Here is a 23,985-nt window from a genome sequence, read left to right on the forward strand (position 1 = left end):
CGGAACACATCGGAGGAGGCACCGATGGAGTTTGAAGCTTTCACGGCGCAGGAACTGGCCGCGTATCTGGGCAGCGTGCCCGACGTGCGCGCGCTGCTGGGCGATCCCGCGGATCTGGACGTAGCGGAAGTCGGCGACGGCAATCTGAACTATGTGTACTTCGTGACCAACTCGAAGACGCCGCAGCGCAGTGTCGTCGTAAAACAGGCGCCGCCGTTCCTGCGTCTGGTCGGCAAGACCTGGCCGCTGTCGTGTCAGCGCATGGAGCATGAAGTGGCCGCGTTGCGGCGCTTCGGCGCGCTCTGTCCGCAGCATGTGCCGAAGGTCTATCACGCCGACAGCACGCGCTTCCTGATGGTGATGCAGCATCTCGCGTCGCATCGCATCCTGCGGCAGGGCCTGATGGATGGAACGGTCTATCCGTTGCTCGCGCAGCATCTGTCGGCGTATCTCGCGCATACGCTGTTTTACGGTTCCGATCTATTTCTTGCGCCCGACATCAAGAAGCAGGCAGCCGGGGCAGCCGTCAATGCTGAGCTGTGCAAGATCACCGAAGATCTCGTCTTCACGTTTCCGTTCGAGGCGCATCCGTCGAACGTCTACAGTCCGGCGCTGCCGCAGGCGGCGATCGAAAGGCTCAGGACGCACGAACCGCTGCGCGCGGCCGCCGCCGACATGAAGTGGGCGTTCATGAACCACGCCGAAACGCTGCTGCACGGCGACCTGCATACCGGCTCGATCATGGTGAACGCGGAAGACACGTTCGTGATCGATCCCGAGTTCGCGTTCTATGGCCCGATGGGTTTCGACATCGGCGCGCTGATTGCGAACCTGCTGCTCGCCTACTTCTCGCGCGACTGGCATGGACGTCTCGAAGGGCGTGATCCGCTCGACTATCAGGAATGGCTGCTCGACCAGATGACGCGCATCTGGAACGGCTTCAGCGCGCAATTCGTGGCGCTGTGGCGCGATCATGAAAGCCGCAGCAAGCGGCCGTTCATTGGCGGCGGGGCGGAGAGCCGGGCGGTTGCGGCCTACCGTGCGCATTTCATGCGCCGGCTGCTCGCCGAGTCGCTTGGCTTCGCGGGCTGCAAGATGATCCGGCGCATCGTCGGCATGGCGAAGGTCGCGGAGATCACGCGCATCGCCGATGCCGAAGCCCGGGCTCGCATCGAAATGCGCTGTCTGCGCTGCGCGGAGACCTTGCTCGTGCAGCGCGCGGCGCTGAGCGATATCGAACAGGTGGCGACGCTGGCGCGCGAGCTCCAGCGCGATGCAGTGTCGATGTAACGGCGGCTTGTTTCGCACAGGGAGAATTCATGGATTCGCAGCGCTTGTTCAGCACGCTTCCCCCGACGATCGAATGGCGCGACGGCGATCTGCTGCTGCTCGACCAGACGCGTCTGCCGCATGAGATCGTGGTGGAGAACGTGGCGGACGTGCAGGCCGTCTGGCGCGCGATTCGCGAGTTGCGCGTGCGCGGTGCGCCGGCCATCGGCGTGGCGGCGGCGTACGGGCTGTGCATCGCGATGCGGGACTCGACCGCGCTATCCATTGCGGAGTTTCGCGCGGCGCTCGAACGTCAGGCGGTCTGGCTCGAATCCGCGCGGCCCACGGCGGTCAATCTGAGCTGGGGTCTGCGGCGCATGCTGAACCACGCCCGCGCGACGGACGCGCACGATGCCGCGACGCTGTATCAGGCGCTGGTCGAAGAAGCGGGGCGCATCCACGAGGAAGATGTGGCGCTGTGCGAAGGCATCGGCATCCATGGCATGCCGCTCATTCGCGAAGGCAGCGGCGTGCTCACGCACTGCAATGCCGGCGCGCTTGCAACTACCGGTCTTGGTACGGCCACTGCGCCGATCTACGCGGCGCATCGCGCGGGCCGCGCCTTCAAGGTCTATGCCGACGAAACCCGCCCGTTGCTGCAAGGCGCACGGCTCACGGCGTTCGAACTGCAGCAGGCTGGCGTCGATGTGACGCTCATCATGGACAGCGCGGCGGCATCGATCATGTCGCAAGGACTCGTCGATCTGGTCATCGTCGGGACGGACCGCGTCGCGGCAAACGGCGATTTCGCCAACAAGATCGGCACGCTCGGGGTCGCCATCGCGGCGCATCACTACGGCATTCCGTTCTATGTCGCGTGTCCGTCGTCGACGCTGGACTTGCATACCGCAGGCGGCGCGCGTATCGAAATCGAGGAACGCGCGGCGGAGGAGGTCACGCATCTCGCCGGACGGCGCGTCGCGCCCGACGCCATCCAGACGCGCAATCCCGCTTTCGATGTCACGCCGCATGCGCTCGTGACCGGCTTCATCACGGAGCGCGGCATCGTGCCGCCGCCGTTCGAGCACGCGCTGCGCAGTCTGTTCGCGGCCGAGGGGAACGCCGCATGAGCGCGGCGCAGGAAGACGCGCTGCGGCAGGGGATCGTCGAGACGGCGCTCGAGATGGAACGGCTGGGCATCAATCAGGGCACCTCGGGCAATGTGAGCGCGCGGCATGGCGACGGCTTCCTGATTACGCCGAGCGGCGTCGCCGCGCGTGAGCTCGACGCGGGACAGATCGTCTGGCTTCCGCTCGATATCGCCGACGACGCCGACGTGCTGCGCACCGCGCGGCCGTCTTCGGAATGGCGCATTCACCGCGACATCCTGCGCGCGCGGGACGATATGCACGCCGTGGTCCACACGCATTCGATCGCGGCCACCGCGCTCGCCATTCACGGCCGCGAGATTCCCGCGCTGCATTACATGGTGGCAGCGGCGGGCGGCAACTCCGTGCGCTGCGCGCCCTATGCGGTGTTCGGCAGCCAGCAACTGTCCGATCACGCGCTCGCCGCGTTGCAGGACCGGCGCGCGTGTTTGCTCGCGCATCACGGCGTGATCGCGCTGGGAACGGACCTGTCGCGCGCGGTCTGGCTCGCGCATGAGATCGAAGTGCTCGCGCGGCAGTATCTGCTGGCGTTGCAGATTGGCGCACCGCCGGTGCTTTCGGATCAGCAGATGAATGAAGTGCTGGAGAAGTTCAAGACTTATGGCAGGCGCAGCAACGAAGCTCGCTGACGGCAGCATGAAGTAAAAAAACCAGCGCAGCGCTCACGGCAACGTCATCGCATTGAACCACTCGTACAACGGAGACAACCATGGCCTGGAGTTCAGCAAGATTCGACAGTTGGGGCACGTTCGGCAAATCCACGGGCGCCGTCGTGCTGTGCGCGGCCGCCGCGCTGACCGGATGCTCGAAGAGCGACACCTCATCGTCCACGAGCAGCACCAGTTCAGCGGCCAGCGCGAGCGCGCCCGCCAGTGCGCCGGCGAGCGCAGCGGCGACGACTTCGGCGGGCGGCAAACCGAAGATTGGCTTCTCGATCGCGACGCTCAACAACGCGTTCTTCGTCGGCCTGAAGGCGGGCGTCGAACGCGGTTCGAAGGAGCAGGGCTTCGAACTCGTGCAGACCAACGCGAACGGCGACGCCCAGCAGCAGGTCAACGACGCGCTCAACCTGCTGAGCCAGGGCGTGACGGCGCTCGTGCTGAACCCGATCGACTCGAAGGCGATCATCCCCGCCGTGCAGAAGGCGAATGAGATGAACGTCCCGGTGTTCACGCTGGACCGCGGTTCGGACGGCGGCAAGGTGACGTCGTTCGTCGCGTCGGACAACGTGGCGCTGGGTCAGACCGGCGCGAAGTGGATCGCCGAGCAACTGAAGAAGCGCTATGGCGAGGAGAAGGGCAACGTGGTGGACTTGATCGGTCTGGTCGGCACCACGGCGGCGACGGACCGTGAGAAGGGCTTCAGCGAGGAGATCGCCAAGTATCCGAACATCAAGGTCGTCGCGCGTCAGGAAGGCGCCTTCGACCAGGAGAAGTCGCTCAATGCAATGACCAACATCCTGCAGAAATTCCCGCAGATCGATGCGGTCTTCGGCGCCAACGACGACAACACCGTGGGCGCGGAAAAGGCCATCGACAATGCCGGGCGCTACAAGCCGCTCGGCGACAAGGAGCATATCCTCGTGATCGGCGCCGACGGCACCGCGCAGGCGCTCTCCGCCATCCGCGCGGGCAAGCAGGACGCCACCATTTCGCAGAATCCGATCATGATGGCGGCGAAGTCGCTGCAATTCATCGCGGATTACAACGCGAAAAAGGACGTGCCCGCAAACTACGCGTGGCCGACGATGTTGATCGACAAATCCAACATCGACTCGGATGAAGTGAAGAAGTACGGGCTGTGGTCCGAGGAAGTGAAGCAGTAAGGGCAACCGGCGGCCGCGTGTCCTTCCGGGACATGCGGCCCGCACACGGAATGCAGACCATGACAGTCGAAACCCAGGCTCACGCGCGTGCTCCCGCCGCTTTGGCGAAACCGCTGTTGCGCATGCAGGGCATCGTGAAGAGCTTTCCCGGCGTGAAGGCGCTGCGCGGCGTCAGCCTCGAACTGCACGCGGGCCATGTTATGGCGATCGTCGGCGAGAACGGCGCGGGCAAGTCGTCGCTCGTGAAGACGCTGTCGGGCGCGTATGAGCCCGACGAGGGCACGATCGAGATCGACGGCAGGCCGCTCGCGCGCGGCACCAACGCGGCCATCGACGCGGGCGTGGCCGTGATCTACCAGGAGCTTTCGCTCATCAACGACATGACGGTCGCGGAGAATCTCTTTCTCGGCCGCATGCCCGCGCGCAGCGGCTTCGTGAGGATGCGCGAAGCCAATCAGATGGCACGCGAAGCACTCGCGCGCGTCGGGCTGGACAACGTGCCGCCGTGGATGCGCTTAGGCGATCTGCCGCTGAACAAGCGCCAGCTGGTCGAAGTCGCAAAGGCAATTGCACGCGACGCGCGCATACTCGTGATGGACGAACCCACCGCCGCGCTGCAAAGCCACGACATCGCGAATCTGTACGCGGTGGTGCGGCGGCTGCGCGCGGAAGGCATGGGGATCATCTTCATTTCGCATCATCTGGAAGAGGTGTTCGAACTCGCGGATTCGGCAGTGGTGATGCGAGACGGCGCAACGGTCGGTGCGCGCCCGATGTCCGAATGGACCGAAGCGGATCTCGTGCAGGCCATGGTCGCGCGCAATCTCGAATCGTTCTATCCGTGGGAGCCGCGTGAATACGGTTCCGTCGTGCTCGACATTCGCAATCTCGCCAGCGCGCCGCTGCTGCGCAACGCGAGCTTCTCGGTGCGCGCGGGAGAAATCGTCGGCATTGCAGGGATCGCGGGCGCGGGGCGCACGGAGTTGCTGAAGACCATCTTCGGCGCGCTGCCCGTGACAGGCGGCGAAATCCACGTGCGCGGCAAGAAGGTGAGCAATCACTCGCCGACACAAGGTGTGCGCCATGGCCTCGTCTACACGTCGGAGGATCGCAAGCTCGAAGGGCTGGTGCTGGAGGCGAACATCGAGGAGAACATCGCGCTGTCGAGCCTGAAGGCGCTGGCGAGCGGCGGCTTCGTCAGCCGCGCAAAGAAACGCAAGCTGGCGCACGAGGCCAGCGCGCGTTTCGGCGTGCGCGCCTCGTCCGTGTTGCAGATCACCGGGACGCTTTCCGGCGGCAACCAGCAGAAAGTGATTCTCGGCCGCGCCACCGCGACGAGCCCGTCCGTCATCATGCTCGATGAACCGACGCGCGGTATCGACGTCGGCGCGAAGTCGGAGATCTACGCGCACATGGTGACGATGGCGCGCGCGGGCGCGGCGGTCGTCATGGTGAGTTCCGAACTGCCGGAACTGCTCGGCATGTCGGATCGCGTGCTGGTGATGTATCGCGGCACTATCGTGACCGAGATTCCGCGCGAGCAGGCAAACTCGGAAATCGTCATTCAGTGGGCAACGACAGGAGCAGGCGCATGACCTCCACAGCAGCCGATCGTGCGGATTCGGAAGCGCTCTCGCGCCGTGTGATCCGCCAGTTGCGCAGCGGCATCGGGCCGTTGTTCGCGGCGCTCGTCATCATATGCGTGGCGCTGTCGATTGCATCGCCCGAATTTCTCACCACCAGCACGCTGACCAACATCATGGTGCAGGTATCCGTGGTGGGCATCGCGGCGGTGGGCGGCACCTTCGTCATCATCACGTCGGGGATCGATCTCTCGGTCGGCTCGCTGGTGGCGCTGAGCGGCATGGTCGCCGCCACCGTGATGGCGGGATCGAGTCCCGGCGCGGTGGGGCTCGGCGTCGCTGGACTGTGCGTGGCGTTGGCGGTCGGCGCAGGTGCGGGCGCGCTCAACGGCCTCGCGGTCTCGTGGCTGCGGCTGGTGCCGTTCATCGTCACGCTCGCGGCGATGGCCATGGCGCGCGGCCTCACGCTCGCCATTTCCGATGGCCGCACCAAGTTCGATTTCCCGAGCGCGTTCACGCTGTTCGGCGCGAAGACCGTCGCCGGCCTGCCCATGCCGATGGTCGTGATGCTCGTGGTCTTCGTCATCGGTCACGTGTTGTTGCGCAAGACCACCTTCGGACATCAGGTGTTCGCCGTCGGCGGCAATCAGGAAGCGGCGCGGCTCGCGGGCATCCCGGTCCGGCGCGTGGTGTTCTTCACCTACATGCTGGCCGGCGTGACGGCGGCAATCGCGGGCATCGTGCTCGCCGGGCGCCTCAATTCCGCGTTGCCTTCCGCCGCGAATGGACTCGAGTTGCAGGTCATCGCGGCGATCGTGATTGGCGGGACGTCGCTGGCGGGCGGACGCGGGTCGATCGTCGGCACGTTCATCGGCGTGGTGCTGATTGGCGTGATCAATGTCGGCCTGTCGCTGCTCGGCGTGAATCCCTTCTGGACACAGTTCATTCAAGGCGGCGTCATCTTCGCCGCCGTGCTGCTCGATGCGCTGAGCCAAAGGCGCAAGCCCTGAATATATTGGAGACGCCCACCATGAAGAAGATCATCAACCAGCCTGACGTGTTCGTCGACGAGATCATCGAAGCGCTGCTGCTCGCCCATCCGAACTGGATCCGCGCCGCCACCGCCGATCAGCGCGCGCTGGTCCGCGCCGATGCGCCGGGCAACGGGCGCGTCGGCATCGTGACGGGCGGCGGATCGGGCCATCTGCCGGGCTTCCTGGGTTATGTGGGCGAGGGCCTGTGCAGCGGCGTCGCCGTGGGCAACGTGTTCTCGTCGCCGTCGTCGGAGCAGATTTTCGAAGCGACCAAGGCCGTGAGCGGCGGCGCAGGCGTGTTGTACGTCTATGGCAACTATGGCGGCGACGTGCTCAACTTCGACCTCGCCGCGGATCTGGCGGAAACCGAAGGCATCGAGGTGAAAACCGTCGTGCTCACCGACGATGTCGCCTCCGCACCGAAAGACCGCGCAGCCGACCGGCGCGGCGTCGCGGGCATGGTGTTCGCGTTCAAGTGCGCGGGCGCGGCGGCGGAGCGCGGCGATTCCCTCGACGACGTGACGCGCATCTGCGCGAAAGCCAATGCCAACTGCCGCACGATGGGCGTCGGCCTCTCGCCGACCATCCTTCCCGCCGCCGGCAAACCCACCTTCACGCTGCCCGAAGGGGAAATGGAGATCGGTATCGGCATTCATGGCGAGCCGGGCACGCATCGCGGCAAGCTCGAATCCGCGGATGCGATCGCCGAGCGCATCACCACGCAGATCACCGGCGATCTCGCCGCGCCGAAGGGCTCGCGCGTCGCGCTGCTCGTGAACGGTCTCGGCGCGACGCCGCTGGAAGAGCTGTATCTGCTGTACCGGTGCTCGGCGAAGCTGATGGCGGATCAAGGACTGAAGATCGCGCGCTCGTACGTCGGCGAATATGTGACGAGCCTGGAAATGGCGGGCGCGTCGATCACCGTCATGCTGCTCGACGACGAACTCGAAGCGTTGCTCGACGCCCCCGCGCGCTCGCCTTTCTTCCGCGACGGCACCGAATCCTGAAGGAGCGATCCATGAGTGTGACGAGCCAGCAGTTCCGCGACATCCTCACGCGCACGCTGAACGCGCTGCCCGCCCATGCCGACGAACTGCGCGATCTCGACGCAGCGCTCGGCGACGGCGATCTCGGCATTACGGTGCAATCGGGATCGGTGGCGGTGGTGAAGGCGCTGGCCGCGCTGCCCGCCGAAGCGACGCTGAACGAGACGCTGCTGGCGGCCGCGAAGGCGTTTTCGACGGCGAATCCGTCGACGTTCGCGGCGCTCGTCGGCGGCGGGCTGCTCGCGGCGGCAAAGACGGTGAACGGCAAGGACGCGTTGAACCGCGATGACGTACTGGCGATCGGGCAGGCGGTGGCGGGGCGCATCATCGAGCGCGGCAAGAGTCAGGTCGGCGACAAGACCGTGCTCGATGCGCTCGTGCCGAGTCTCGATGTGCTGGCCGCGTCGCAAGGCAGTGCCATTGATACGCTCGATGCGATGATCGCGAAGGCCGACGAACAGGTCAGCGCAACCGCCGCGATGCAGTCGAGGAAAGGCCGCGCGGCGTGGGTTCAGGAGCGCAGCATCGGTCATGCGGACCCGGGCGCGACCGCGTATCTGCGCTTTCTCCAGGCCTTGCGACAGACCCTCGCAGCCTGAGCGAGGGCAAATCTAAGCGCGCTTCTTCTTCATCACGACTTCGCCCTTGCCCGAATGCACGACCTTGAGTTTTGTGCGGGCGAGGGCGAGCGCCTCCGCCTGCGTGCCGACACACGGACCCGAGCCGGGCAACGGCTTGCGCGCGGTCTCGTGCAGCGCAAACACCGACATCATGCCGATCACCGAAGCCGCCATCAGATAGTAGGCGGGCATCATCAGGTTGCCGGTTGCATCGACGAGCCAGGCGGTGACCAGCGGCGTCGTGCCGCCGAACAGCGACACCGACACATTGAAACCCATGGCCAGCGCGCCGTAGCGAATGCGCGTCGGGAAGAGGGCGGGCAAGGACGAAGGCATGACGCCCGTGAAGGTGGACAGCAGCGCGCCGAACATCAGCAGGCCGAGAAACACCAGTGAAGGCGCACCGGTGCGCACGAGCAGCAGCGCCGGAATGGAGAGCGCGAACAGGCCGATGCAGCCCGCCATCATCACGGGCCTGCGGCCGAGACGGTCGGAGAGATGGCCTGCACAGAGCGTCATCGGGATCATCAGCAGCATGACGAGCAGCACGAGCAGCAGGCCGCGAGTTTCGGCGAAATGCAGCGTCGCTGACAGATAGCTCGGCAGGTACGAGAGCGCCATGTAGTCGGTGACGTTGAAGATCAGCACGAGGCCGACGCATTGGAGCATCGGCTTTGCCTGATGCGACAGCAACTGCACAAACGATTCCTTGGGACGCGCGAGCTCGTCTTTCTCGCGTGCTTGCGCTTCCTTCTTGAACGCGGGCGTTTCCTCCAGCTTCATGCGAATGTACAAGCCGACCAGACCGAGCGGCCCGGCGATCATGAACGGCACGCGCCAGCCCCACGAGAGCAGCGCTTCGTGCGGCAGCAAGGCCGTCAGCAACGCGACGGTGCCCGCGCCGAGGATGTAGCCCACCAGCGTGCCCACTTCGAGGAAGCTGCCGAAGAAGCCGCGCCGCGCATCGGTGGAGAACTCGGCGATGAAGGTGGCCGCGCCGCCATACTCGCCGCCAGTGGAGAAGCCCTGCACGAGCCGCGCGAGCAGCAGCAGGACGGGCGCGAAAATGCCGATCGACGTGTACGCGGGAATCAGGCCGATGCAGAAGGTGCCGACGGCCATCATGATCATCGTCATTGCAAGGACGCGCTGACGGCCTATGCGGTCGCCGAGCGGGCCGAACACCATGCCGCCGATCGGCCGCACGAGGAAGGCCGCCGCGAAGGTGCCGAAGGTCGCGATCAGTTGCGCGGACGGACTGCTCGACGGAAAGAACACCTGACCCAGCACGACGGCGATATAGCTGTAGACGCCGAAATCGAACCATTCCATGGCATTGCCCAGCGCCATCGCGCCGACCGCGCGTTTGAGCAGCGCGTGATCGACAACGGTGATGTCGTCCAGGGTGACGGGCGGTGAAGGCTGCAAGGCGGGATGGCGCTCGTGCGTGGTGCTCACTTGTCTCACTCCTTTAGTGCAGGCTAGGGAGTGTGCGGATCATCGGACTTGCGTGCCTTCGCTCACGCGTCTGGAAACCGGCGGAAAACGACACGGCGGTATGACGGTGTTGGAGGCCCGCGAACAGAGGCGGCTTCGGAGCGTCGTGTTGCAGCCGACACATGGAGCATGCGGCGAGCGCGTGCGCTGGCCCGCTCGTCCTTTCATGGCGGGCTTTGCGGGCATCTGCCGCGCACACTGGCATAGGCCATGCAATTCGGGGCGCGTGACGTTATCGACCTGCGAAGGAAGCCGCCATGAAACCCCAACTCATCATCATTCTTCTTGCCGCGAACGTGGCATGGTCCGCCGTGCCGGCGTTGGCGGGCGATTGCAACCCGTCGAAACGCGTCTGCCGGGTTTCGCATGCGGAGCGAACCGCCGGCCCCAAGGCGTCGCCGCACGCGGTGCGGGGCGTCGACGCCTATCGCACGCCGCCCATCAAGCGCGAGCAGCGCGACAGCATCGACGCCTCGTATCGCGGAGGCTGAATGCCGCGCGCGGCGCTCAGTCGAGCGTGATGCCGTCGAAGCGGTGTCCGCCAAGCGGACTGATCAGGTAGCCGTGAACGCGCTTCGAGATCGGCTGGAAGATGTTGGCATGAGCGAGCGGCGTATAAGGAACCTGATCCTTGAACACCACCTGCGCTTCCTCGTACAGCTTCGTGCGCGCGTTCTGATCCGTGATGAGCCGGGCCTTCGCGAGCAGGTCGTCGAACTGCTTGTTGCACCACTTCGCCATGTTGCTGCCGTGCACCGCGTCGCAGCCCAGCGTGGTGCCGAGCCAGTTGTCCGGGTCGCCGTTGTCGCCGAGCCAGCCGTACAGAATGGCGTCGTGTTCGCCGTCGGTCTTCGCGCGCTTGTTGTACTCGGCCCACTCGTACGTCACGATATTCGCCTTCACGCCGATCTTCGCCCAGTCAGACTGAATCAACTGCGCCATCAGACGCGCGTTCGGGTTATAGCCGCGCTGCACGGGCATGGCCCACAGCGTGATCGTGAAGCCGTCCGGAAAGCCCGCTTCCTTCAGCAGCGCCTTCGCCTTCGCGGGGTCGCGCGGCGCGTCCTTCAGCGCCTTGTTATAGGACCATTGCGAGGGCGGCATCGGGTTGGTCGCGACGGTGGCCGCGCCTTCGTAGACGGTCTTGATGATCGCCTGCTTGTCGATGGCCATGTCCAGCGCGCGGCGCACCTTCACGTTGTCGAGCGGCTTGTGAGTCGTGTTGTAGCCGACATAGGCCACGTTGAAGCCGACGCCCGACAGCACCGCGAGCTTCGAGTCCTGCTTGGATGCGGCGATATCCGCGGGACGCGGGAACGACGTCACCTGACATTCGCCGCTGACGAGCTTCTGCTGACGCACGGCGGCGTCGGGCGTGATCGAGAAGACGAGCTTGTCGATATGCACGTCCTTGCGGTTCCAGTAAGTCGGATTCGCTTCGTAGCGGATGGTCGAATCCTTCTGGTAGTCGCGGAACACGAACGCGCCGGTGCCCACCGGCTTCTGGTTGATATCCTCCGGCTTGCCCTGCTTGAGCAGTTGCGCCGCGTATTCGGCCGAGACGATCGACGCGAATTCCATCGCGACATTGCGCACGAACACCACGTCCGGCGTCTTCAGCGTGAAGCGCACCGTGTTGTCGTCGAGCTTCTCCACCGAGGCAATATTCTTGTCGTAGCCGAGATCGGTCAGATAGGGAAAGCTGACCGGATGTGCCTTCTGGAAAGGCTCGTTCGGATCAATCATGCGCTTGAACGTGAACACCACATCGTCCGCGTTGAAATCGCGTGTCGGTTTGAACCACGGGGTTGACTGGAACTTGACGCCGCGTCGCAGATGGAAAGTGAAGGTCTTCGCATCCGGCGACTCGTCCCATTTCTCGGCCAAACCAGGCGTGAGGTCCAGCGTGCCGCGCTTGAATTCGACCAGCGTGTCGTACACGGCGTGAGCGCCTGCGTCGAAATCGGTGCTGGTGGTGTATTGCGCGGAATCGAAGCCGGCGGGACTGCCTTCGGAACAGAACACGAGCGTCTTGCTCGCAGCCGATGCGGCCTGTGACGACAAGGCGAGCGCGGCAAGGAGGGATACGGCGAGAGTGCGTCGTCGGTTGATCATTGTTCTTGTTGCCCGGAAGAGTTGGCAGGCCGCCTGGCGGCGGACGCGAACCCTACTCTACCCGAGCAGACATTTTTTCTCGCGACGCGATCCTATAAGGCCCGCAATGCGAAACGCTTGAGCTTGCCGGTTTCCGTGCGCGGCAAGGCGGCGAGGAAGGTCACCAGGCGCGGATACTTGTAGGGCGCCACGTTGCGCTTCACGAAGGCCTGCAAGTCGGCGGTGAGCGCATCGTCGCCAGTGAAACCCGGATTGAGCACGACGAACGCCTTCACGATCTGGCCGCGCGTCTCGTCCGGCACGCCGATCACGCCGCATTCCGCCACGGCCTCATGCTTCATCAGCACGCTTTCCACTTCGGGCCCGGAGATGTTGTAGCCCGCCGAAACGATCATGTCGTCGGCGCGCGCCTGATAGAAGACGTAACCGTCTTCGTCGATCACGACGGCATCGCCGGGCAGGTTCCAGCCGTCGCGCACGAAGTTCTGCTGCCGCGGGTCCGACAGATAGCGGCAACCGGTCGGCCCGCGCACCGCCAGCTTGCCGAGAGTGCCGGGCGGTACGGGCTGCATGGCGTCGTCGACGGCCTGCACGACATAGCCGGGCACCGCGCGGCCGATGGCCTGCTCGCGCACGTCCGCACCCGACGACGAAATGAAGATATGGATCATTTCCGTACCGCCAATGCCGTCGATCATCTCGATGCCGCTCGCGTCACGCCACAGAGCGCGCGTGGAGGCGGGCAAGGCCTCGCCGGCGGAGACGGTCTTCTTCAGGCTCGATACATCGAAGCGGCCGATCAGCGGCGCCATCTGCCGATAGAAGGTCGGCGCGGTGAACACGATGCTGGCCTTGAAGCGCTCGACTGTGTGCAGCAGGGACTCGGGCGTGAGCTTTTCCAGAAGCACGGTAGATGCCCCGGCGCGCAACGGAAAGCACAACAGCCCGCCGAGGCCGAACGTGAACGCGAGCGGCGGCGTGCCGCAGAACACATCGTCAGGCGTGGGCTTGAGGATATGGCGCGGAAACAGATCACACATCGCCAGCACGTCGCGATGAAAATGCATGCAGCCCTTCGGCGCGCCCGTCGTGCCGCTCGTGAACGCAATGAGGCAGACATCGTCGGCGGCGGTGTCGCAGGCGTCGAAATGATCAGGCTTCGATGCCGCCAGCATGTCCAGTGCGTTCGGCGCGTCGTCGTGGAAGGTGAACACCTGCGCGAGCGTGGCGCAATGATGCTCGCCCGGTTCGCGACAGTGCGCGAGCTCTTCGGTCAGGCGCACGTCGCAGAGCGCGGCCGAGATGCATGCTTTATCGATGATCTGCTTCAGTTCCTTCGCACGCAGCAGCGGCATGGTCGGCACGACCACCAGACCCGCCTTCAACGCAGCGAGGAACGCCACCGCCATCTGCAAGGTATTCGGGCCACGCAGCAAGAGCCGGTTGCCGGGGCGCAGGCCCATTTCATCGACGAGCACATGGGCGCTGCGATTCACCAGCGCACGCAGTTCGCGATAGCTCGTCGCGCGCGGCTCGCCGTTCACCTCCGACCAGATGGCGGGACGCTCGCCATGACCGGCTTCGATGGCCCGGTCCAGTAGTTCGGTCGCGCAATTGACGCGCGCCGGATAGGCGACGTCGGCATTGTCCAGCAGAAGCACGGGCCATTGATCCTGTGGCGGCAACGAATCGCGCGTGAAGGTATCGACGTGTGCTGACGGTTCCATGGCGCGCTCCGTTCAGTCGGGAATGACAGCCGTTGCTTCGATTTCCACCAGCGCGTCGTCTTCGATCAGCGCGACGACCTGCACGGCGCTCATCGCGATGTCGTAGTCGCCGATATGCTCGCGAAAAGCCGCGCCAATCTCTTTCGCCGCCGCGAGATACGCGCGCTTGTCGGTCACGTACCAGGTCATGCGCACGATGTGCCCAGGCTCGCCGCCCGCCTCGCGCAGCACGGCCGCCACATTGCGCAGCGCTTGTGCGGCCTGCGCGCCGAACTCGCGGCTGACGAAGCGTGCCTGTTCGTCCCAGCCAATCTGGCCGGCGATATACACCTGTGTGCCGCGCACGGCGACGCCGTTCGCATAACCGCGCGGCTTGATCCAGCCCGGAGGCAAGAGCGTCTTCTTCATGTGTCGGATTCCTCCTGCAAGGCACGGCTCGTGCCCGGCGCGAACTGCTCGATGGCGCGGGCGATGTCGCCGGGAATGTCGATAGAACGGCCATCGTCGAGCGACGTGGTAACGAGAACCTGTCTGGAGCGGAAGCGCACTTCGCCGTTGCACTGGCAGACGATCTCGATACGTATCGAGCGCTGCCCCACCGAATCGACACTCAGCGCGAGCGTCACCGTTTCGCCCAGGCGGCTGGGCCGCGCGAACTCGCAGTTGAGCTTCACGATCGGCAACCCGACCCGGCGCACCGAGATCATGTGCGCGTATTCGATGCCGAGCGCGTCGTCGAACCAGTCTTCGACCAGCGCGTTCGTCATCACGAGGTATTGCGGGAAGTAGACGATGCCGGCCGGGTCGCAGTGTGCGAAGCGGATGCGTACCGGCATCTCGAAGGTTCGCGTCATCGCGTGGTGTCTCCTTGTTCCTTCAGCAGATCGCGCCCGATGATCAGTTGCTGGACTTCGGTGGCACCTTCATAAATGCGCAGTGCGCGGATCTCGCGATACAGCGACTCCACCGCCATGCCGCGCTTCACGCCGAGCCCGCCCCACAGTTGCACGGCCGCGTCGATAACCTGCTGCGCGCCTTCGGTCGCGTGCCATTTCGCCATGGCGGCTTCGCGCGTGACGCGCTCGCCCTGATCGCGCAGCCACGCCGCGCGATAGACGAGCAGCGCGCTCGTGTCGATGGTCAGCGCCATCTGTGCGAGCTTGGCCTGCGTCAGCTGGAAGTCGCCGAGGGTCTGGCCGAACATCTGGCGTGATGTCGCGCGTGCGAGACCTTCTTGCAGCGCACGGCGGGCAAACCCCAGCGAGGCCGCCGCGACCGAAGTACGGAAGATGTCGAGTGTGCGCATCGCCAGCTTGAAGCCTTCGCCGGGCGCGCCCAGCATCTGGCTGCGCGGCACGCGGGCCTCGTTGAAATGCAACCGGGCGAGCGGATGCGGCGCGATCACGTCGATGCGCTCGGCGATTTCAAGTCCGGCCGTGTCCGCATCGACGATGAACGCGCTGATGCCGCGCGCGCCCGGCGCTTCACCTGTGCGCGCGAACACGACATAGAAATCCGCGATGCCGCCGTTCGAGATCCAGGTCTTGTCGCCGTTCAGCACGTAGGCGTCGCCATCGGCGCGGGCTGCCAGCGACATTGCGGCCACGTCCGAGCCGGCTTCAGGCTCGGAAAGCGCGAAGGCCGCCAGCGCCGAACCGGCTGCGACAACCGGCAGATAGCGCTGTTTCTGTGCATCGGTACCGGCGAGCGTGATGGCGCCCGAGCCGAGCCCTTGCATTGCGAACGCGAAATCCGCCAGGCCGTCGTGCTTCGCGAGCGTTTCGCGCAGCAGACAGACGGCGCGCGTATCGATCGTGTCGCCCGAGGCGCCGTAGCGCGTGCCGCCGATGCAATGCTTGAGCCAGCCCGCTTCGCCAAGCATGCGCACGAGATGTTTGCAGGCGGTGTCAGGATCGTCGTGATCGATATGCTTCAGATGCGCCGATGCCCACGCATCGGCCTCGCACGCCAGCGTACGATGATGGTCCTCGAAAAACGGCCACGCGAGCGCGCTGTGCGGATCGACGTCCAATTCAGTCTCCTTCGAACACAGGGCGGGACTTGGCGGCGAAGGCGCGATAGGCGCGCTCGAAGTCGCGCGTGCTCATGCAGATGGCCTGCGCCTGTGCCTCGGCTTCGATCGCTTCGTCGATGCCCATGTTCCATTCCTGATGCAGCATCTTCTTCGTGATGCCGTGAGCGAAGGTCGGTCCCGCGACGAGATCGGCGGCGAGCCGTGCGGCTTCGTCGCGCATGGATTCCGGTTCGCACAGGCGGTTGTAGAAGCCCCAGGCATGCGCTTCCTCGCCCGACGCCGAGCGGCCTGTGAACAGCAGTTCCGACGCGCGTCCCTGCCCGATGATGCGCGGCAGGATCGAACACGCACCCATGTCGCAGCCCGCGAGGCCAACGCGCGTGAACAGGAACGCCAGCTTGCTGCGCGCGGTGCCGAGCCGCATGTCCGACGCCATCGCGAGAATGGCGCCTGCGCCTGCGCAGACCCCGTCCACCGCAGCAATCACCGGTTGCGGGCAATGGCGCATGGCCTTGACGAGATCGCCGGTCATGCGCGTGAAGAGCAGCAGTTCGGGCATCGGCAGATCGATCAGCGGTGCGATGATGTCATGCACATCGCCGCCCGAGCAGAAGTTCTCACCCGCGCCCTGGATCACGACGGCATGCACGTCCGTTGCATACGCGAGCTGGCGAAACAGGTCGCGCAGCTCGGCATACGATTCGAAGGTCAACGGGTTCTTGCGTTCGGGCCGATTCAGCGTGATCGTCCCGACGCCGCCCGCCACGGACCAGAGGACATGTTGCGCGCGATACCCCGCGAGTTCGATGCGATTGCCGGCGAGAAGCGCAGCGGCGGCGGATGAGGTCATCGAGGGCTCCTTCATTCCTTGAATGTCTTCAACAGATGCTGCTTGAGCTTGCCGAGGCGCTGATGCGTCTGCGACTTTTCGTTCAGTTCGAGTCCGCCAAACAGTTCGACGACCCATTGTTCGTGAGCGGCAGCCATCTTGTCGAACGATGTGCGGCCTTGCGGCGTCAGGCGAACGCTGATCGAGCGGCGGTCGTCGGGATCGGCGTAGCGCGACACGAGCCCTTCCTTTTCGAGCTGATCCGTGATCCCCGTCACATTGCCGCCCGTGACCATCATGCGGCGCGAGAGTTCGGTCATCCTGAGCCCTTCCGGATGCCGTTCGAGTTGCGCCATCAGGTCGAAGCGCGGCAGCGTGGTGTCGAATTCCGCGCGCAGGCGCTTGCGCAGTTCTGCCTGCACCAGATTGGTCGTGGTCAGCATGCGCAGCCATAGACGCAGGCCCATGTGGCTGTCGGCGCCGGTGCTCATCTCGAGATCGACGACATTGTCAGCCGGTTTTTCGACGCCCTTGCGCGGGGTCTTCGCGTCGCTCGAAGCGGGCGCCTTTCGGTTGCGTGCGGCTTGCGTCACGTGACTTCTCCACCGGAAACGGATAGGGACTGACCGTTCATCGAAGCCGACGCAGGCGCGCAGAGCCACAGCACGGCACTGGCGACTTCGTCCGGCTGGATGAAACGGCGTTGCGGGTTGGTGCGCATCAGTGCTTCGCGTGCGTCGTGCTCGCTGCGCGAGGTCTTCGTCATGATCTGGTCAAGCGATGAACGCAGCAAGTCCGTCTCCGTATAGCCGGGACAGACGGCGTTGACCGTGACGCCCTTGGTTGCGACTTCGGCGGCCAGCGCGCGCGTCAGGCCGATGACGCCGTGTTTCGCGGCGCAATAGGCGGCGACGTAGGCATAGCCGGTCTGCCCCGCCGTGCTCGCGACGTTGACGATGCGGCCGAAACCACGTTCGAGCATCGAAGGCAGCACAGCGCGGGTGCAGAGGAACACGCCTGTGAGGTTCACGTCGAGCATGCGTTGCCACAACGCGATATCAGTCTGCGCGAACGGCGCGGCCTGGGCGTGGCCCGCGTTGTTGACGAGCACCTCGACCGGGCCATGGCGTTCGACCGCACGTGCGAAGGCGTCGGCGACAGCGGCTTCATCGGTGACGTCGGCCGGCACGCAGACTATGTCTGCGTAGGCGCGCATCGCATCGCGTTGTGCTTCCAGGCGCGCAAGGTCGCGGCCCATCAAGGTGATGCGCGCACCGGCGTGTGCCAGCGCCTCCGCGCAGGCAGCGCCGATGCCGCTGCCGCCACCGGTTATCACCGCATGTCTGCCGTTCAGAGTGGACATGGTCAGACGCTTCCTTCGGCGCGTTGTGCGCGCTCTTGCGGGCTTAGGCCCGCGTTTTCGGTGGCGCTTGCGCGCTCACGTTCCAGATTGCGTTCGAGTTGCGATTTCGCGGCGACATATTGCCGGGGCCACGCGATATCGAAATAGCCGATCTTCGCGGCTTCATTCAAGGTCCACGATGGATTGGCGAGATGCGGTCGCGCCACCGCGCACAGGTCGGCGCGTCCGGCAGCGATGATGCTGTTGACGTGATCCGCCTCCGAGATCGCGCCCACTGCAATCGTGGCGATGCCCGCCTCGTTACGGATGCGGTCGGCGAAGGGCGTCTGGAACATGCGTCCATACACTGGCTTCTCCTCCTTGCTGACCTGGCCCGAGGAGACGTCGATCATGTCAGCGCCCGCAGCCTTGAAGGCGCGAGCGATCTGCACGGCATCGTCCGGGGTCGTGCCGCCGTCCACCCAGTCGTGCGCCGAGATGCGGACCGACATCGGCTTGTCCTGCGGCCAGGCGGCGCGCATCGCGCTGAATACCTGCAACGGATAGCGCAAGCGGTTCTCGAGCGAGCCGCCATATTCATCGGTGCGATGATTCGTGAGCGGGGAGAGAAAGCTCGACAGGAAATAACCGTGCGCGCAATGCAGTTCGAGCCAGTCGAAGCCTGCTTCATCGGCCATACGGGTGGCGCCCACGAATTGCGCTTCGATCTCGCGCAGGTCGTCATGTGAAGCTTCGCGTGACCACTGGCTCACGTCGCGCAGATATTGCTGCGGCGATGCGGAAACAAGCGGCCAGTTGCCGTCCGGAAGCGGTTGATCGATACCGTCCCAAGCCACTCGCGTCGATGCCTTCGCGCCCGCGTGGCCGAGCTGCATGCCGATCTTCGCATCCGACTGCGCATGCACGAACGCCACGATGCGCTGCCACGCCGCAAGCTGCTCGGGCGTGTACAGGCCGGGACACCCCGGCGTGATGCGAGCCTCGGGCGACACGCACGTCATCTCGGTCATCACGAGCGCGGCGCCGCCCATGGCGCGCGCACCGAGATGCATGAGGTGATAGTCGCCCGCGATGCCATCGACGGCGGAATACTGCGCCATCGGCGACACGACAATGCGGTTCTTCAGCGTGACGCCGCGCTGCGTGAAGGGCGTGAACATCGGCGGGACGGCGCGCTGCTTCGTGCCACGCACGACGCCCGAGCGTTCCGCGAGCCAGTCTTCGAACGAAGCGAGATAGCGCGCGTCGCGTTCGCGCAGGTTTTCGTGCGAGATGCGTTGCGAGCGGGTCAGCAGCGAGTAAGCGAATTGCTCCGGCTCGAAGGACGCGTAGCGATCCACGTTCTCGAACCATTCCGTTGAATTGCGCGCGGCGTTCTGAATGCGCAAGACGTCCACGCTGCGCACGCGCGTGTAGTGATCGAGCGCGCCTTCGAGATCGCCTTCATGCTTCGCGAACGCGGTGTCGATGCTGTTGGCCAGTTCAATGGCGTCTTCCAGCGCCAGCTTCGTGCCCGAGCCGATGGAAAAGTGCGCGGTGTGCGCGGCATCGCCCATCAGGACAATGGGCGTGCGCCGGCCGTTCGCCTCGTCTCGCCAGTGAACCCACTCGCGGTTCACGACGCGCGGAAAGCGTATCCATTGCGCGGAGCCGCGCAGATGCGACGCGTTGGAGATCAGCGGATGGCCGTCGAGATGGCGGGCGAAAAGCTTTTCGCAGAACGCGATGCCTTCTTCCTTGCTCATGTCGGCGAGGCCTGCCGCGCGCCAGACGCGTTCCGGCGCTTCGACGATGAAGGTCGAGGTGTTCTCGTCGAACCGATACGCATGCGCCTGGAACCAGCCCCATTCGGTCTTTTCGAACGCGAACGTGAAGGCGTCGAAGCATTTGTTCGTGCCGAGCCAGACGAAGCGGCACTCGCGCAGGTCGATATCCGGCTGATACGTGGAGGCGTATTTCTGACGGATCGCGCTGTTGGCCCCGTCGCAGGCGACGATGAGATCGGCTTCGTAGTCTTCGTCGTTGACCACGTGAGTTTCGAAGACGAGCTTGACGCCGAGTGCTTCACAGCGCGTCTGCAGGATATTCAACAGACGTTTTCTTCCGATGCCGCAAAAGCCGTGACCCGACGAGCGCACCATGCTGCCGTTGATATGGACTTCGATGTCGTCCCAGTGACTGAACGCATCGAGAATGGCTTCGGCGCTTGGAGCGTCGGCGGCGCGGAGGTTGCCCAGCGTTTGATCGGAGAAGACGACGCCCCAGCCAAAGGTGTCATAAGGGCGATTGCGCTCAACCACGATGACTTCGCTGGCGGGATGGCGGCGCTTCATCAACAAGCCGAAGTACAGACCCGCCGGGCCGCCACCGATGCAGACAATGCGCATGCCGGATTCTCCAGTTCGCGTGTGCTCGTGGAGATAATTTAGAGTCGAATAGTTTAGATGTCAAGTAAATGAGCGGGAGGGGTTTCCCGGTGACAGCGTGCGTTGGGTACTCAGTCCAGCCGTTCCCGCGTGATGAGGCCACTCGCCGCATCCCACTCCTTCGGCGTCATCCTCTTCACCAGCACACCGATGGTCCAGATATGCCCTTCCGGATCTTTGGCACGATAAGTCCGCTCGCCGTAAAACTGCGTTTCCGGCTCCGCCACAACCAGCGCGCCTGCCGCGCGGGCGCGTTCGCAATGCGCGTCCACGTCCTCGCCTTCCGCGAGTTGCAGGTGGACCGACTGCGTGTTCTTGCCGTCGATGGAACGCGGGCTGCGATGATCGTCGCTCCATTCGCGGCCGATCATGACGACCGAGTCACCGAAGGTCAGTTCGCCATGCACGAGGTCATCGTTGGCGTCGAGGATCACGAAGAGCGGCTTGAAACCGAATGCCGCTTCGAGAAAGCGAAAGCCGAGCTTCGGATCGCGATAGGACACCGCGCTCGACAAACCTTTGGGTCGATAGAGTTCATCCATGGCGCTGCTCCCGGGTGGGGGTTGAATGAATAGCGTGAACGCTTGCTCATTCTATGCCTCACTGCCGGGACGCTTCGTCGATCACCGCCGCGCGTAGTCCCTCGCGGAACACAGCGATGCGGCAAGGGCAAGTTTCGTTTCATCCTCGCCACGCAGACGCGCAAGCCAGCGGTTCGCATCCTTCGTCATCGCCGTGATGGGGCTGGTCAGATGTTGCATGAAGGCCTGTCCTTTGGAGACCACCTGCACGTTTTCCATCATGCCGCGGTCTTCGTGATCGAGGATATGGCAATGCATGACGAACTCGCCGGTGTAATCCTCGTAGACGGTACGCATGGTGAGCGTATAGCCCGCCTTGATGAACAGCGTATCGCGCACCACGCCCTTGAGATGGCAATACTCGGTATCGGTTCCCTCCGAGGCGGTGCAGTCGCCGTTCTGATCGAAGATGGACGTCGTGCCGTTCTTGATGTCCATGATCTTGAACTTGTTGATATGGATATGGAACATGTGCGGGGCAAAAGGCGACGCCGTGATATTCCATTCATCGATCGTGCCGAGCGTACCCGTCACGGGAATCACGGCGGGATCATAGCCCGCGCCATTGATGGTGAAGCCGGTGGGAAGCGTGATATCGAACGTGGCATTGTTCACCTGTGCGATCGGGCCATCCACTTCGGCGGTCGGCGCGAAAGCGGTCAGTTGCAGCGCGTTCAACTGGCTCTTGACCGTGGACGGCAGGCCCGGGTTGGCCGCTACAAGTTGATTGCGGATATAGACCCAGTACTTCGAGTGGCTGCCTTCCGTCGTGTTCGGGATGGTCACGCCAGGGCCGACCCGCGCGAGCGACAGCAACCGCCGATCCTTGACCTTGGTCGCGGAAGGCCGGAAGTTGATGGTCTGCGAACTGGGCGCGGCTTCATCGAGAATGCAATACAGTCCCGGCGATGGAAACGCCACGAGCACGTCGCTGCGATAGCCGGGGTTCATCGCGTTGACGTCTTTTTCCAGCATGTTCGTCATGGTGATGCCGTCTTCCGCGAATTCCAGTTGCTTGACGACTTCGCCGCTGCATACCTGATCGAGGGTGATGGTTTGCGATGCCTTGGTGCGCGAGTTCGACAGCGCGTTCGCCGCGGTGTTGGTAGCCGCGTTGACTTGCGCAGCGCTCAGCGAAGTCGAGTCCGCGACACCGAGCACCGCCAGGTTCGCACGCACGATCTTTACGTTGATCGTGTCGCGATTCCCGCCATGAACCATGCGGAAGCGGCGCACCTCGCCCGCCGGCACGAAGGTCAGCGCACTGGGGAAGACCGGCTGCACCACGCCGTTGATCTGCGTGTAATGCCCCGAGACGATCCACGATGAATTGGCGCCGGGCGGCTGGCCCACGCGTGTGTCGAAGATGAAGCCGAGTTGATTGTTATAGCCGCGAATCTGCCCGATCTTGCCCGCCGGGCACGTCCACTCGCCGGTGGTGGGATCGAGCAGCGGCACGGTGGAGCTTGCATCGGTGAAGCATGCGTACTCGATCTGCTGGAACAGCAAGACGTGTTCGCGCAGCGGCAGCGGGAGCAGACGGCGCTTGAGTATCGTGTCGATATCCGCGCTGCCCGCCTGAGTGCTGCGCGCCTGCCGCGAGCCGCGCACGATCAGCACGCCGGCCATGCCGCTCGATACGTCGATTGCCGTCGATCCATGCAGGTGCGCGTGATACCAAAATGTCCCTGACGGATGATCGGAAGGGATCTTGTACACGTACTTGTGCTGATACGTGCCCAGCGAAGGATTGGCCTGGACATCGGCTTTCGGATGGACCGTGAGCAACACGTTGTCGGCGGGGTCCATCGGCGAGACATGCAGACCGTGCGTGTGGATGTTCGTGTCGTTGAAGCAGTGCGGCGTGATGTGCTCGGTCTTCGGATCCGTGCTCGCCGGGCACGTGTCGGTCGGATTTTGAGGAAGGTTGTTCGTGAAGTTGAGCGTGAGTGTCGAGCCAGTCTTGATGCTGATGGTCGGTCCCACCGGACAACCGTTATACGAGCGCATGTTCACCGTATCGAATGCGTTCGTCGACGGGTTGTAGAGCTGGTAGGTCGCCATCTGCGCGGTCAGCGAAACGCTTGCAGTATTGCCCGAGGGATTCAGTCCCGCTGCGCATTGCAGGCGCTGAATGATCGACGCGAGTCCGTTCGAGGTCGATACAGCGGTGTTGTCAACCGTGCTGTCGGTGGAGTCGTCGACATCGGTGAATGAACGTGCGTTCAGGTTGGCTTGGGCGAAACATAAGCCGGGTATCACGAGGAGCGTGAAGATCAGAGCGTGACATGCCTTGACCATCGACAGAATGGTTTTCATAACCCTCTCTCCTCGTTGCGATTCATTGCGATCGCTCATCCGCGCAAGTGGAGATTAGGTAATTACAAAAACGGTCGCGGGGCTATCGAATCGCTAACGTGGGGTAACGCACATAGCTTTTTCGTGCACCGCGACGCGGCCATTTTTTCACTTTTTTAGTGCTCTCTTTTTTGCGCTTGCGTTGTCTTCATGAAGCTTCTCAATTGCCTCCCCGATAAAGCTCGCGCATCTCCGCAGCCTGGGCGCTGTTTTGAAAGTCGGCCAGTTCGTGCATGACCTGCTCACGGGTGAGGGGAGCGGGGGTGTCGGCTTGCACGGAAGTTGCCGTCGAGAGGGCGGGCTGATCCGTCGCGGACTGGGCCAGGCACGACCCTGCCGTGACCATTGCCATCAGCGCGATACCTGCGGCGATGATTCGATTGCATTGCATGATGTTCTCCCGGGACGTTTGCTTCTTCGGCCTGAATGGCCCGTGCCGATCAGGTTCTATGAAGTGTCGGCCGATGCCGCCATGCTTTAAAGGCACACAGGTAGGCGTATCGTGTTT

At 64.1% G+C, this 23,985-nt stretch carries 22 protein-coding genes; 9 read left to right on the forward strand and 13 right to left on the reverse strand.

Annotated features, from left to right (window positions below; genetic code table 11):
* Window positions 1-24 precede the first annotated feature (24 nt).
* From mtnK to QCE88_RS23875, 8 genes are all read left to right on the forward strand, one after another.
* Window positions 25-1,290 carry an S-methyl-5-thioribose kinase gene (gene mtnK, locus QCE88_RS23840; RefSeq protein ID WP_309906917.1) on the forward strand — a complete coding sequence of 422 codons (1,266 nt, stop codon included), beginning with the start codon at window positions 25-27 and terminating at the stop codon, window positions 1,288-1,290.
* 29 nt (window positions 1,291-1,319) lie between these two features.
* Window positions 1,320-2,399, forward strand: a complete 1,080-nt coding sequence (gene mtnA, locus QCE88_RS23845) for an S-methyl-5-thioribose-1-phosphate isomerase (RefSeq protein WP_309906919.1) — start codon at window positions 1,320-1,322, stop codon at window positions 2,397-2,399.
* The gene (locus tag QCE88_RS23850; protein WP_309906921.1) at window positions 2,396-3,067 is read left to right on the forward strand and encodes a class II aldolase/adducin family protein; all 672 of its coding nucleotides are present in this window, start codon (window positions 2,396-2,398) and stop codon (window positions 3,065-3,067) included. Before mtnA ends, QCE88_RS23850 begins: the two co-directional genes overlap by 4 nt.
* Window positions 3,068-3,147: 80 nt before the next feature.
* The gene (locus tag QCE88_RS23855) at window positions 3,148-4,263 is read left to right on the forward strand and encodes a sugar ABC transporter substrate-binding protein (RefSeq protein WP_309906923.1); all 1,116 of its coding nucleotides are present in this window, start codon (window positions 3,148-3,150) and stop codon (window positions 4,261-4,263) included.
* Window positions 4,264-4,322: 59 nt separating this feature from the next.
* Window positions 4,323-5,858, forward strand: a complete 1,536-nt coding sequence (locus QCE88_RS23860; RefSeq protein WP_409018208.1) for a sugar ABC transporter ATP-binding protein — start codon at window positions 4,323-4,325, stop codon at window positions 5,856-5,858.
* Window positions 5,855-6,856 carry an ABC transporter permease gene (locus QCE88_RS23865; protein WP_309818355.1) on the forward strand — a complete coding sequence of 334 codons (1,002 nt, stop codon included), beginning with the start codon at window positions 5,855-5,857 and terminating at the stop codon, window positions 6,854-6,856. Before QCE88_RS23860 ends, QCE88_RS23865 begins: the two co-directional genes overlap by 4 nt.
* Before the next feature lie 20 nt (window positions 6,857-6,876).
* Window positions 6,877-7,887 carry a dihydroxyacetone kinase subunit DhaK gene (locus QCE88_RS23870; RefSeq protein ID WP_309906926.1) on the forward strand — a complete coding sequence of 337 codons (1,011 nt, stop codon included), beginning with the start codon at window positions 6,877-6,879 and terminating at the stop codon, window positions 7,885-7,887.
* An 11-nt stretch (window positions 7,888-7,898) separates the two neighbouring features.
* Complete coding sequence (locus tag QCE88_RS23875; protein ID WP_309906928.1) at window positions 7,899-8,525, forward strand: DAK2 domain-containing protein; 627 nt, start codon at window positions 7,899-7,901, stop codon at window positions 8,523-8,525.
* 12 nt (window positions 8,526-8,537) lie between these two features.
* On the opposite strand, the gene proP is transcribed toward QCE88_RS23875, so the two are convergent.
* On the reverse strand, window positions 8,538-10,004 hold the full coding sequence (gene proP, locus QCE88_RS23880; protein ID WP_309906931.1) for a glycine betaine/L-proline transporter ProP: 1,467 nt from the start codon (window positions 10,002-10,004) through the stop codon (window positions 8,538-8,540).
* Between the two features lie 296 nt (window positions 10,005-10,300).
* Between proP and QCE88_RS23885 the strand changes: the two genes are divergently transcribed.
* Entirely contained in the window at window positions 10,301-10,534 is a 234-nt protein-coding gene (locus tag QCE88_RS23885; protein WP_309906933.1) for a hypothetical protein, read from the forward strand.
* A 16-nt stretch (window positions 10,535-10,550) separates the two neighbouring features.
* Here the strand turns inward: QCE88_RS23885 and QCE88_RS23890 are convergent, their stop codons facing one another.
* From QCE88_RS23890 to QCE88_RS23945, 12 genes are all read right to left on the reverse strand, one after another.
* On the reverse strand, window positions 10,551-12,158 hold the full coding sequence (locus QCE88_RS23890; protein WP_309906935.1) for an ABC transporter substrate-binding protein: 1,608 nt from the start codon (window positions 12,156-12,158) through the stop codon (window positions 10,551-10,553).
* 92 nt (window positions 12,159-12,250) lie between these two features.
* Complete coding sequence (locus QCE88_RS23895; protein WP_309906937.1) at window positions 12,251-13,885, reverse strand: AMP-binding protein; 1,635 nt, start codon at window positions 13,883-13,885, stop codon at window positions 12,251-12,253.
* A 12-nt stretch (window positions 13,886-13,897) separates the two neighbouring features.
* On the reverse strand, window positions 13,898-14,293 hold the full coding sequence (locus QCE88_RS23900) for a RidA family protein (RefSeq protein WP_309906939.1): 396 nt from the start codon (window positions 14,291-14,293) through the stop codon (window positions 13,898-13,900).
* A complete protein-coding gene (locus QCE88_RS23905; RefSeq protein ID WP_309906942.1) occupies window positions 14,290-14,739 on the reverse strand; it encodes a thioesterase family protein in 450 nt (149 codons plus the stop codon). Before QCE88_RS23905 ends, QCE88_RS23900 begins: the two co-directional genes overlap by 4 nt.
* Window positions 14,736-15,917 (reverse strand): acyl-CoA dehydrogenase family protein, encoded by a 1,182-nt coding sequence (locus QCE88_RS23910; protein WP_309906944.1) that lies wholly within the window; start codon window positions 15,915-15,917, stop codon window positions 14,736-14,738. Before QCE88_RS23910 ends, QCE88_RS23905 begins: the two co-directional genes overlap by 4 nt.
* Before the next feature lies 1 nt (window position 15,918).
* On the reverse strand, window positions 15,919-16,770 hold the full coding sequence (locus QCE88_RS23915; RefSeq protein ID WP_309906947.1) for an enoyl-CoA hydratase family protein: 852 nt from the start codon (window positions 16,768-16,770) through the stop codon (window positions 15,919-15,921).
* An 11-nt stretch (window positions 16,771-16,781) separates the two neighbouring features.
* A complete protein-coding gene (locus tag QCE88_RS23920; RefSeq protein WP_309835783.1) occupies window positions 16,782-17,342 on the reverse strand; it encodes a MarR family transcriptional regulator in 561 nt (186 codons plus the stop codon).
* On the reverse strand, window positions 17,339-18,112 hold the full coding sequence (locus QCE88_RS23925; protein WP_309906949.1) for a 3-oxoacyl-ACP reductase FabG: 774 nt from the start codon (window positions 18,110-18,112) through the stop codon (window positions 17,339-17,341). The genes QCE88_RS23920 and QCE88_RS23925 overlap by 4 nt, the downstream gene beginning before the upstream one ends.
* 2 nt (window positions 18,113-18,114) lie before the next feature.
* Window positions 18,115-20,499 (reverse strand): bifunctional salicylyl-CoA 5-hydroxylase/oxidoreductase, encoded by a 2,385-nt coding sequence (locus QCE88_RS23930; RefSeq protein WP_309906951.1) that lies wholly within the window; start codon window positions 20,497-20,499, stop codon window positions 18,115-18,117.
* Window positions 20,500-20,609: 110 nt separating this feature from the next.
* Window positions 20,610-21,080 carry a VOC family protein gene (locus QCE88_RS23935; protein ID WP_309906953.1) on the reverse strand — a complete coding sequence of 157 codons (471 nt, stop codon included), beginning with the start codon at window positions 21,078-21,080 and terminating at the stop codon, window positions 20,610-20,612.
* A gap of 81 nt (window positions 21,081-21,161) precedes the next feature.
* Window positions 21,162-23,438, reverse strand: a complete 2,277-nt coding sequence (locus QCE88_RS23940; protein WP_309906954.1) for a multicopper oxidase domain-containing protein — start codon at window positions 23,436-23,438, stop codon at window positions 21,162-21,164.
* Window positions 23,439-23,637: 199 nt separating this feature from the next.
* Complete coding sequence (locus QCE88_RS23945; RefSeq protein WP_309906956.1) at window positions 23,638-23,868, reverse strand: hypothetical protein; 231 nt, start codon at window positions 23,866-23,868, stop codon at window positions 23,638-23,640.
* Window positions 23,869-23,985 lie beyond the last annotated feature (117 nt).

The organism is Caballeronia sp. LZ035, assembly GCF_031451175.1.
GTDB lineage: Bacteria > Pseudomonadota > Gammaproteobacteria > Burkholderiales > Burkholderiaceae > Caballeronia.

Excerpts from the sequence above, each read along its gene's own strand:
- mtnK (WP_309906917.1), top strand. The coding sequence starts at position 25 with ATGGAGTTTGAAGCTTTCACGGCGCAGGAACTGGCCGCGTATCTGGGC.
- mtnA (WP_309906919.1), top strand. The coding sequence starts at position 1,320 with ATGGATTCGCAGCGCTTGTTCAGCACGCTTCCCCCGACGATCGAATGG.
- QCE88_RS23850 (WP_309906921.1), top strand. The coding sequence starts at position 2,396 with ATGAGCGCGGCGCAGGAAGACGCGCTGCGGCAGGGGATCGTCGAGACG.
- QCE88_RS23855 (WP_309906923.1), top strand. The coding sequence starts at position 3,148 with ATGGCCTGGAGTTCAGCAAGATTCGACAGTTGGGGCACGTTCGGCAAA.
- QCE88_RS23860 (WP_409018208.1), top strand. The coding sequence starts at position 4,323 with ATGACAGTCGAAACCCAGGCTCACGCGCGTGCTCCCGCCGCTTTGGCG.
- QCE88_RS23865 (WP_309818355.1), top strand. The coding sequence starts at position 5,855 with ATGACCTCCACAGCAGCCGATCGTGCGGATTCGGAAGCGCTCTCGCGC.
- QCE88_RS23870 (WP_309906926.1), top strand. The coding sequence starts at position 6,877 with ATGAAGAAGATCATCAACCAGCCTGACGTGTTCGTCGACGAGATCATC.
- QCE88_RS23875 (WP_309906928.1), top strand. The coding sequence starts at position 7,899 with ATGAGTGTGACGAGCCAGCAGTTCCGCGACATCCTCACGCGCACGCTG.
- QCE88_RS23885 (WP_309906933.1), top strand. The coding sequence starts at position 10,301 with ATGAAACCCCAACTCATCATCATTCTTCTTGCCGCGAACGTGGCATGG.
- QCE88_RS23890 (WP_309906935.1), bottom strand. The coding sequence starts at position 12,158 with ATGATCAACCGACGACGCACTCTCGCCGTATCCCTCCTTGCCGCGCTC.
- QCE88_RS23895 (WP_309906937.1), bottom strand. The coding sequence starts at position 13,885 with ATGGAACCGTCAGCACACGTCGATACCTTCACGCGCGATTCGTTGCCG.
- QCE88_RS23900 (WP_309906939.1), bottom strand. The coding sequence starts at position 14,293 with ATGAAGAAGACGCTCTTGCCTCCGGGCTGGATCAAGCCGCGCGGTTAT.
- QCE88_RS23905 (WP_309906942.1), bottom strand. The coding sequence starts at position 14,739 with ATGACGCGAACCTTCGAGATGCCGGTACGCATCCGCTTCGCACACTGC.
- QCE88_RS23915 (WP_309906947.1), bottom strand. The coding sequence starts at position 16,770 with ATGACCTCATCCGCCGCCGCTGCGCTTCTCGCCGGCAATCGCATCGAA.
- QCE88_RS23925 (WP_309906949.1), bottom strand. The coding sequence starts at position 18,112 with ATGTCCACTCTGAACGGCAGACATGCGGTGATAACCGGTGGCGGCAGC.
- QCE88_RS23930 (WP_309906951.1), bottom strand. The coding sequence starts at position 20,499 with ATGCGCATTGTCTGCATCGGTGGCGGCCCGGCGGGTCTGTACTTCGGC.
- QCE88_RS23935 (WP_309906953.1), bottom strand. The coding sequence starts at position 21,080 with ATGGATGAACTCTATCGACCCAAAGGTTTGTCGAGCGCGGTGTCCTAT.
- QCE88_RS23940 (WP_309906954.1), bottom strand. The coding sequence starts at position 23,438 with ATGAAAACCATTCTGTCGATGGTCAAGGCATGTCACGCTCTGATCTTC.
- QCE88_RS23945 (WP_309906956.1), bottom strand. The coding sequence starts at position 23,868 with ATGCAATGCAATCGAATCATCGCCGCAGGTATCGCGCTGATGGCAATG.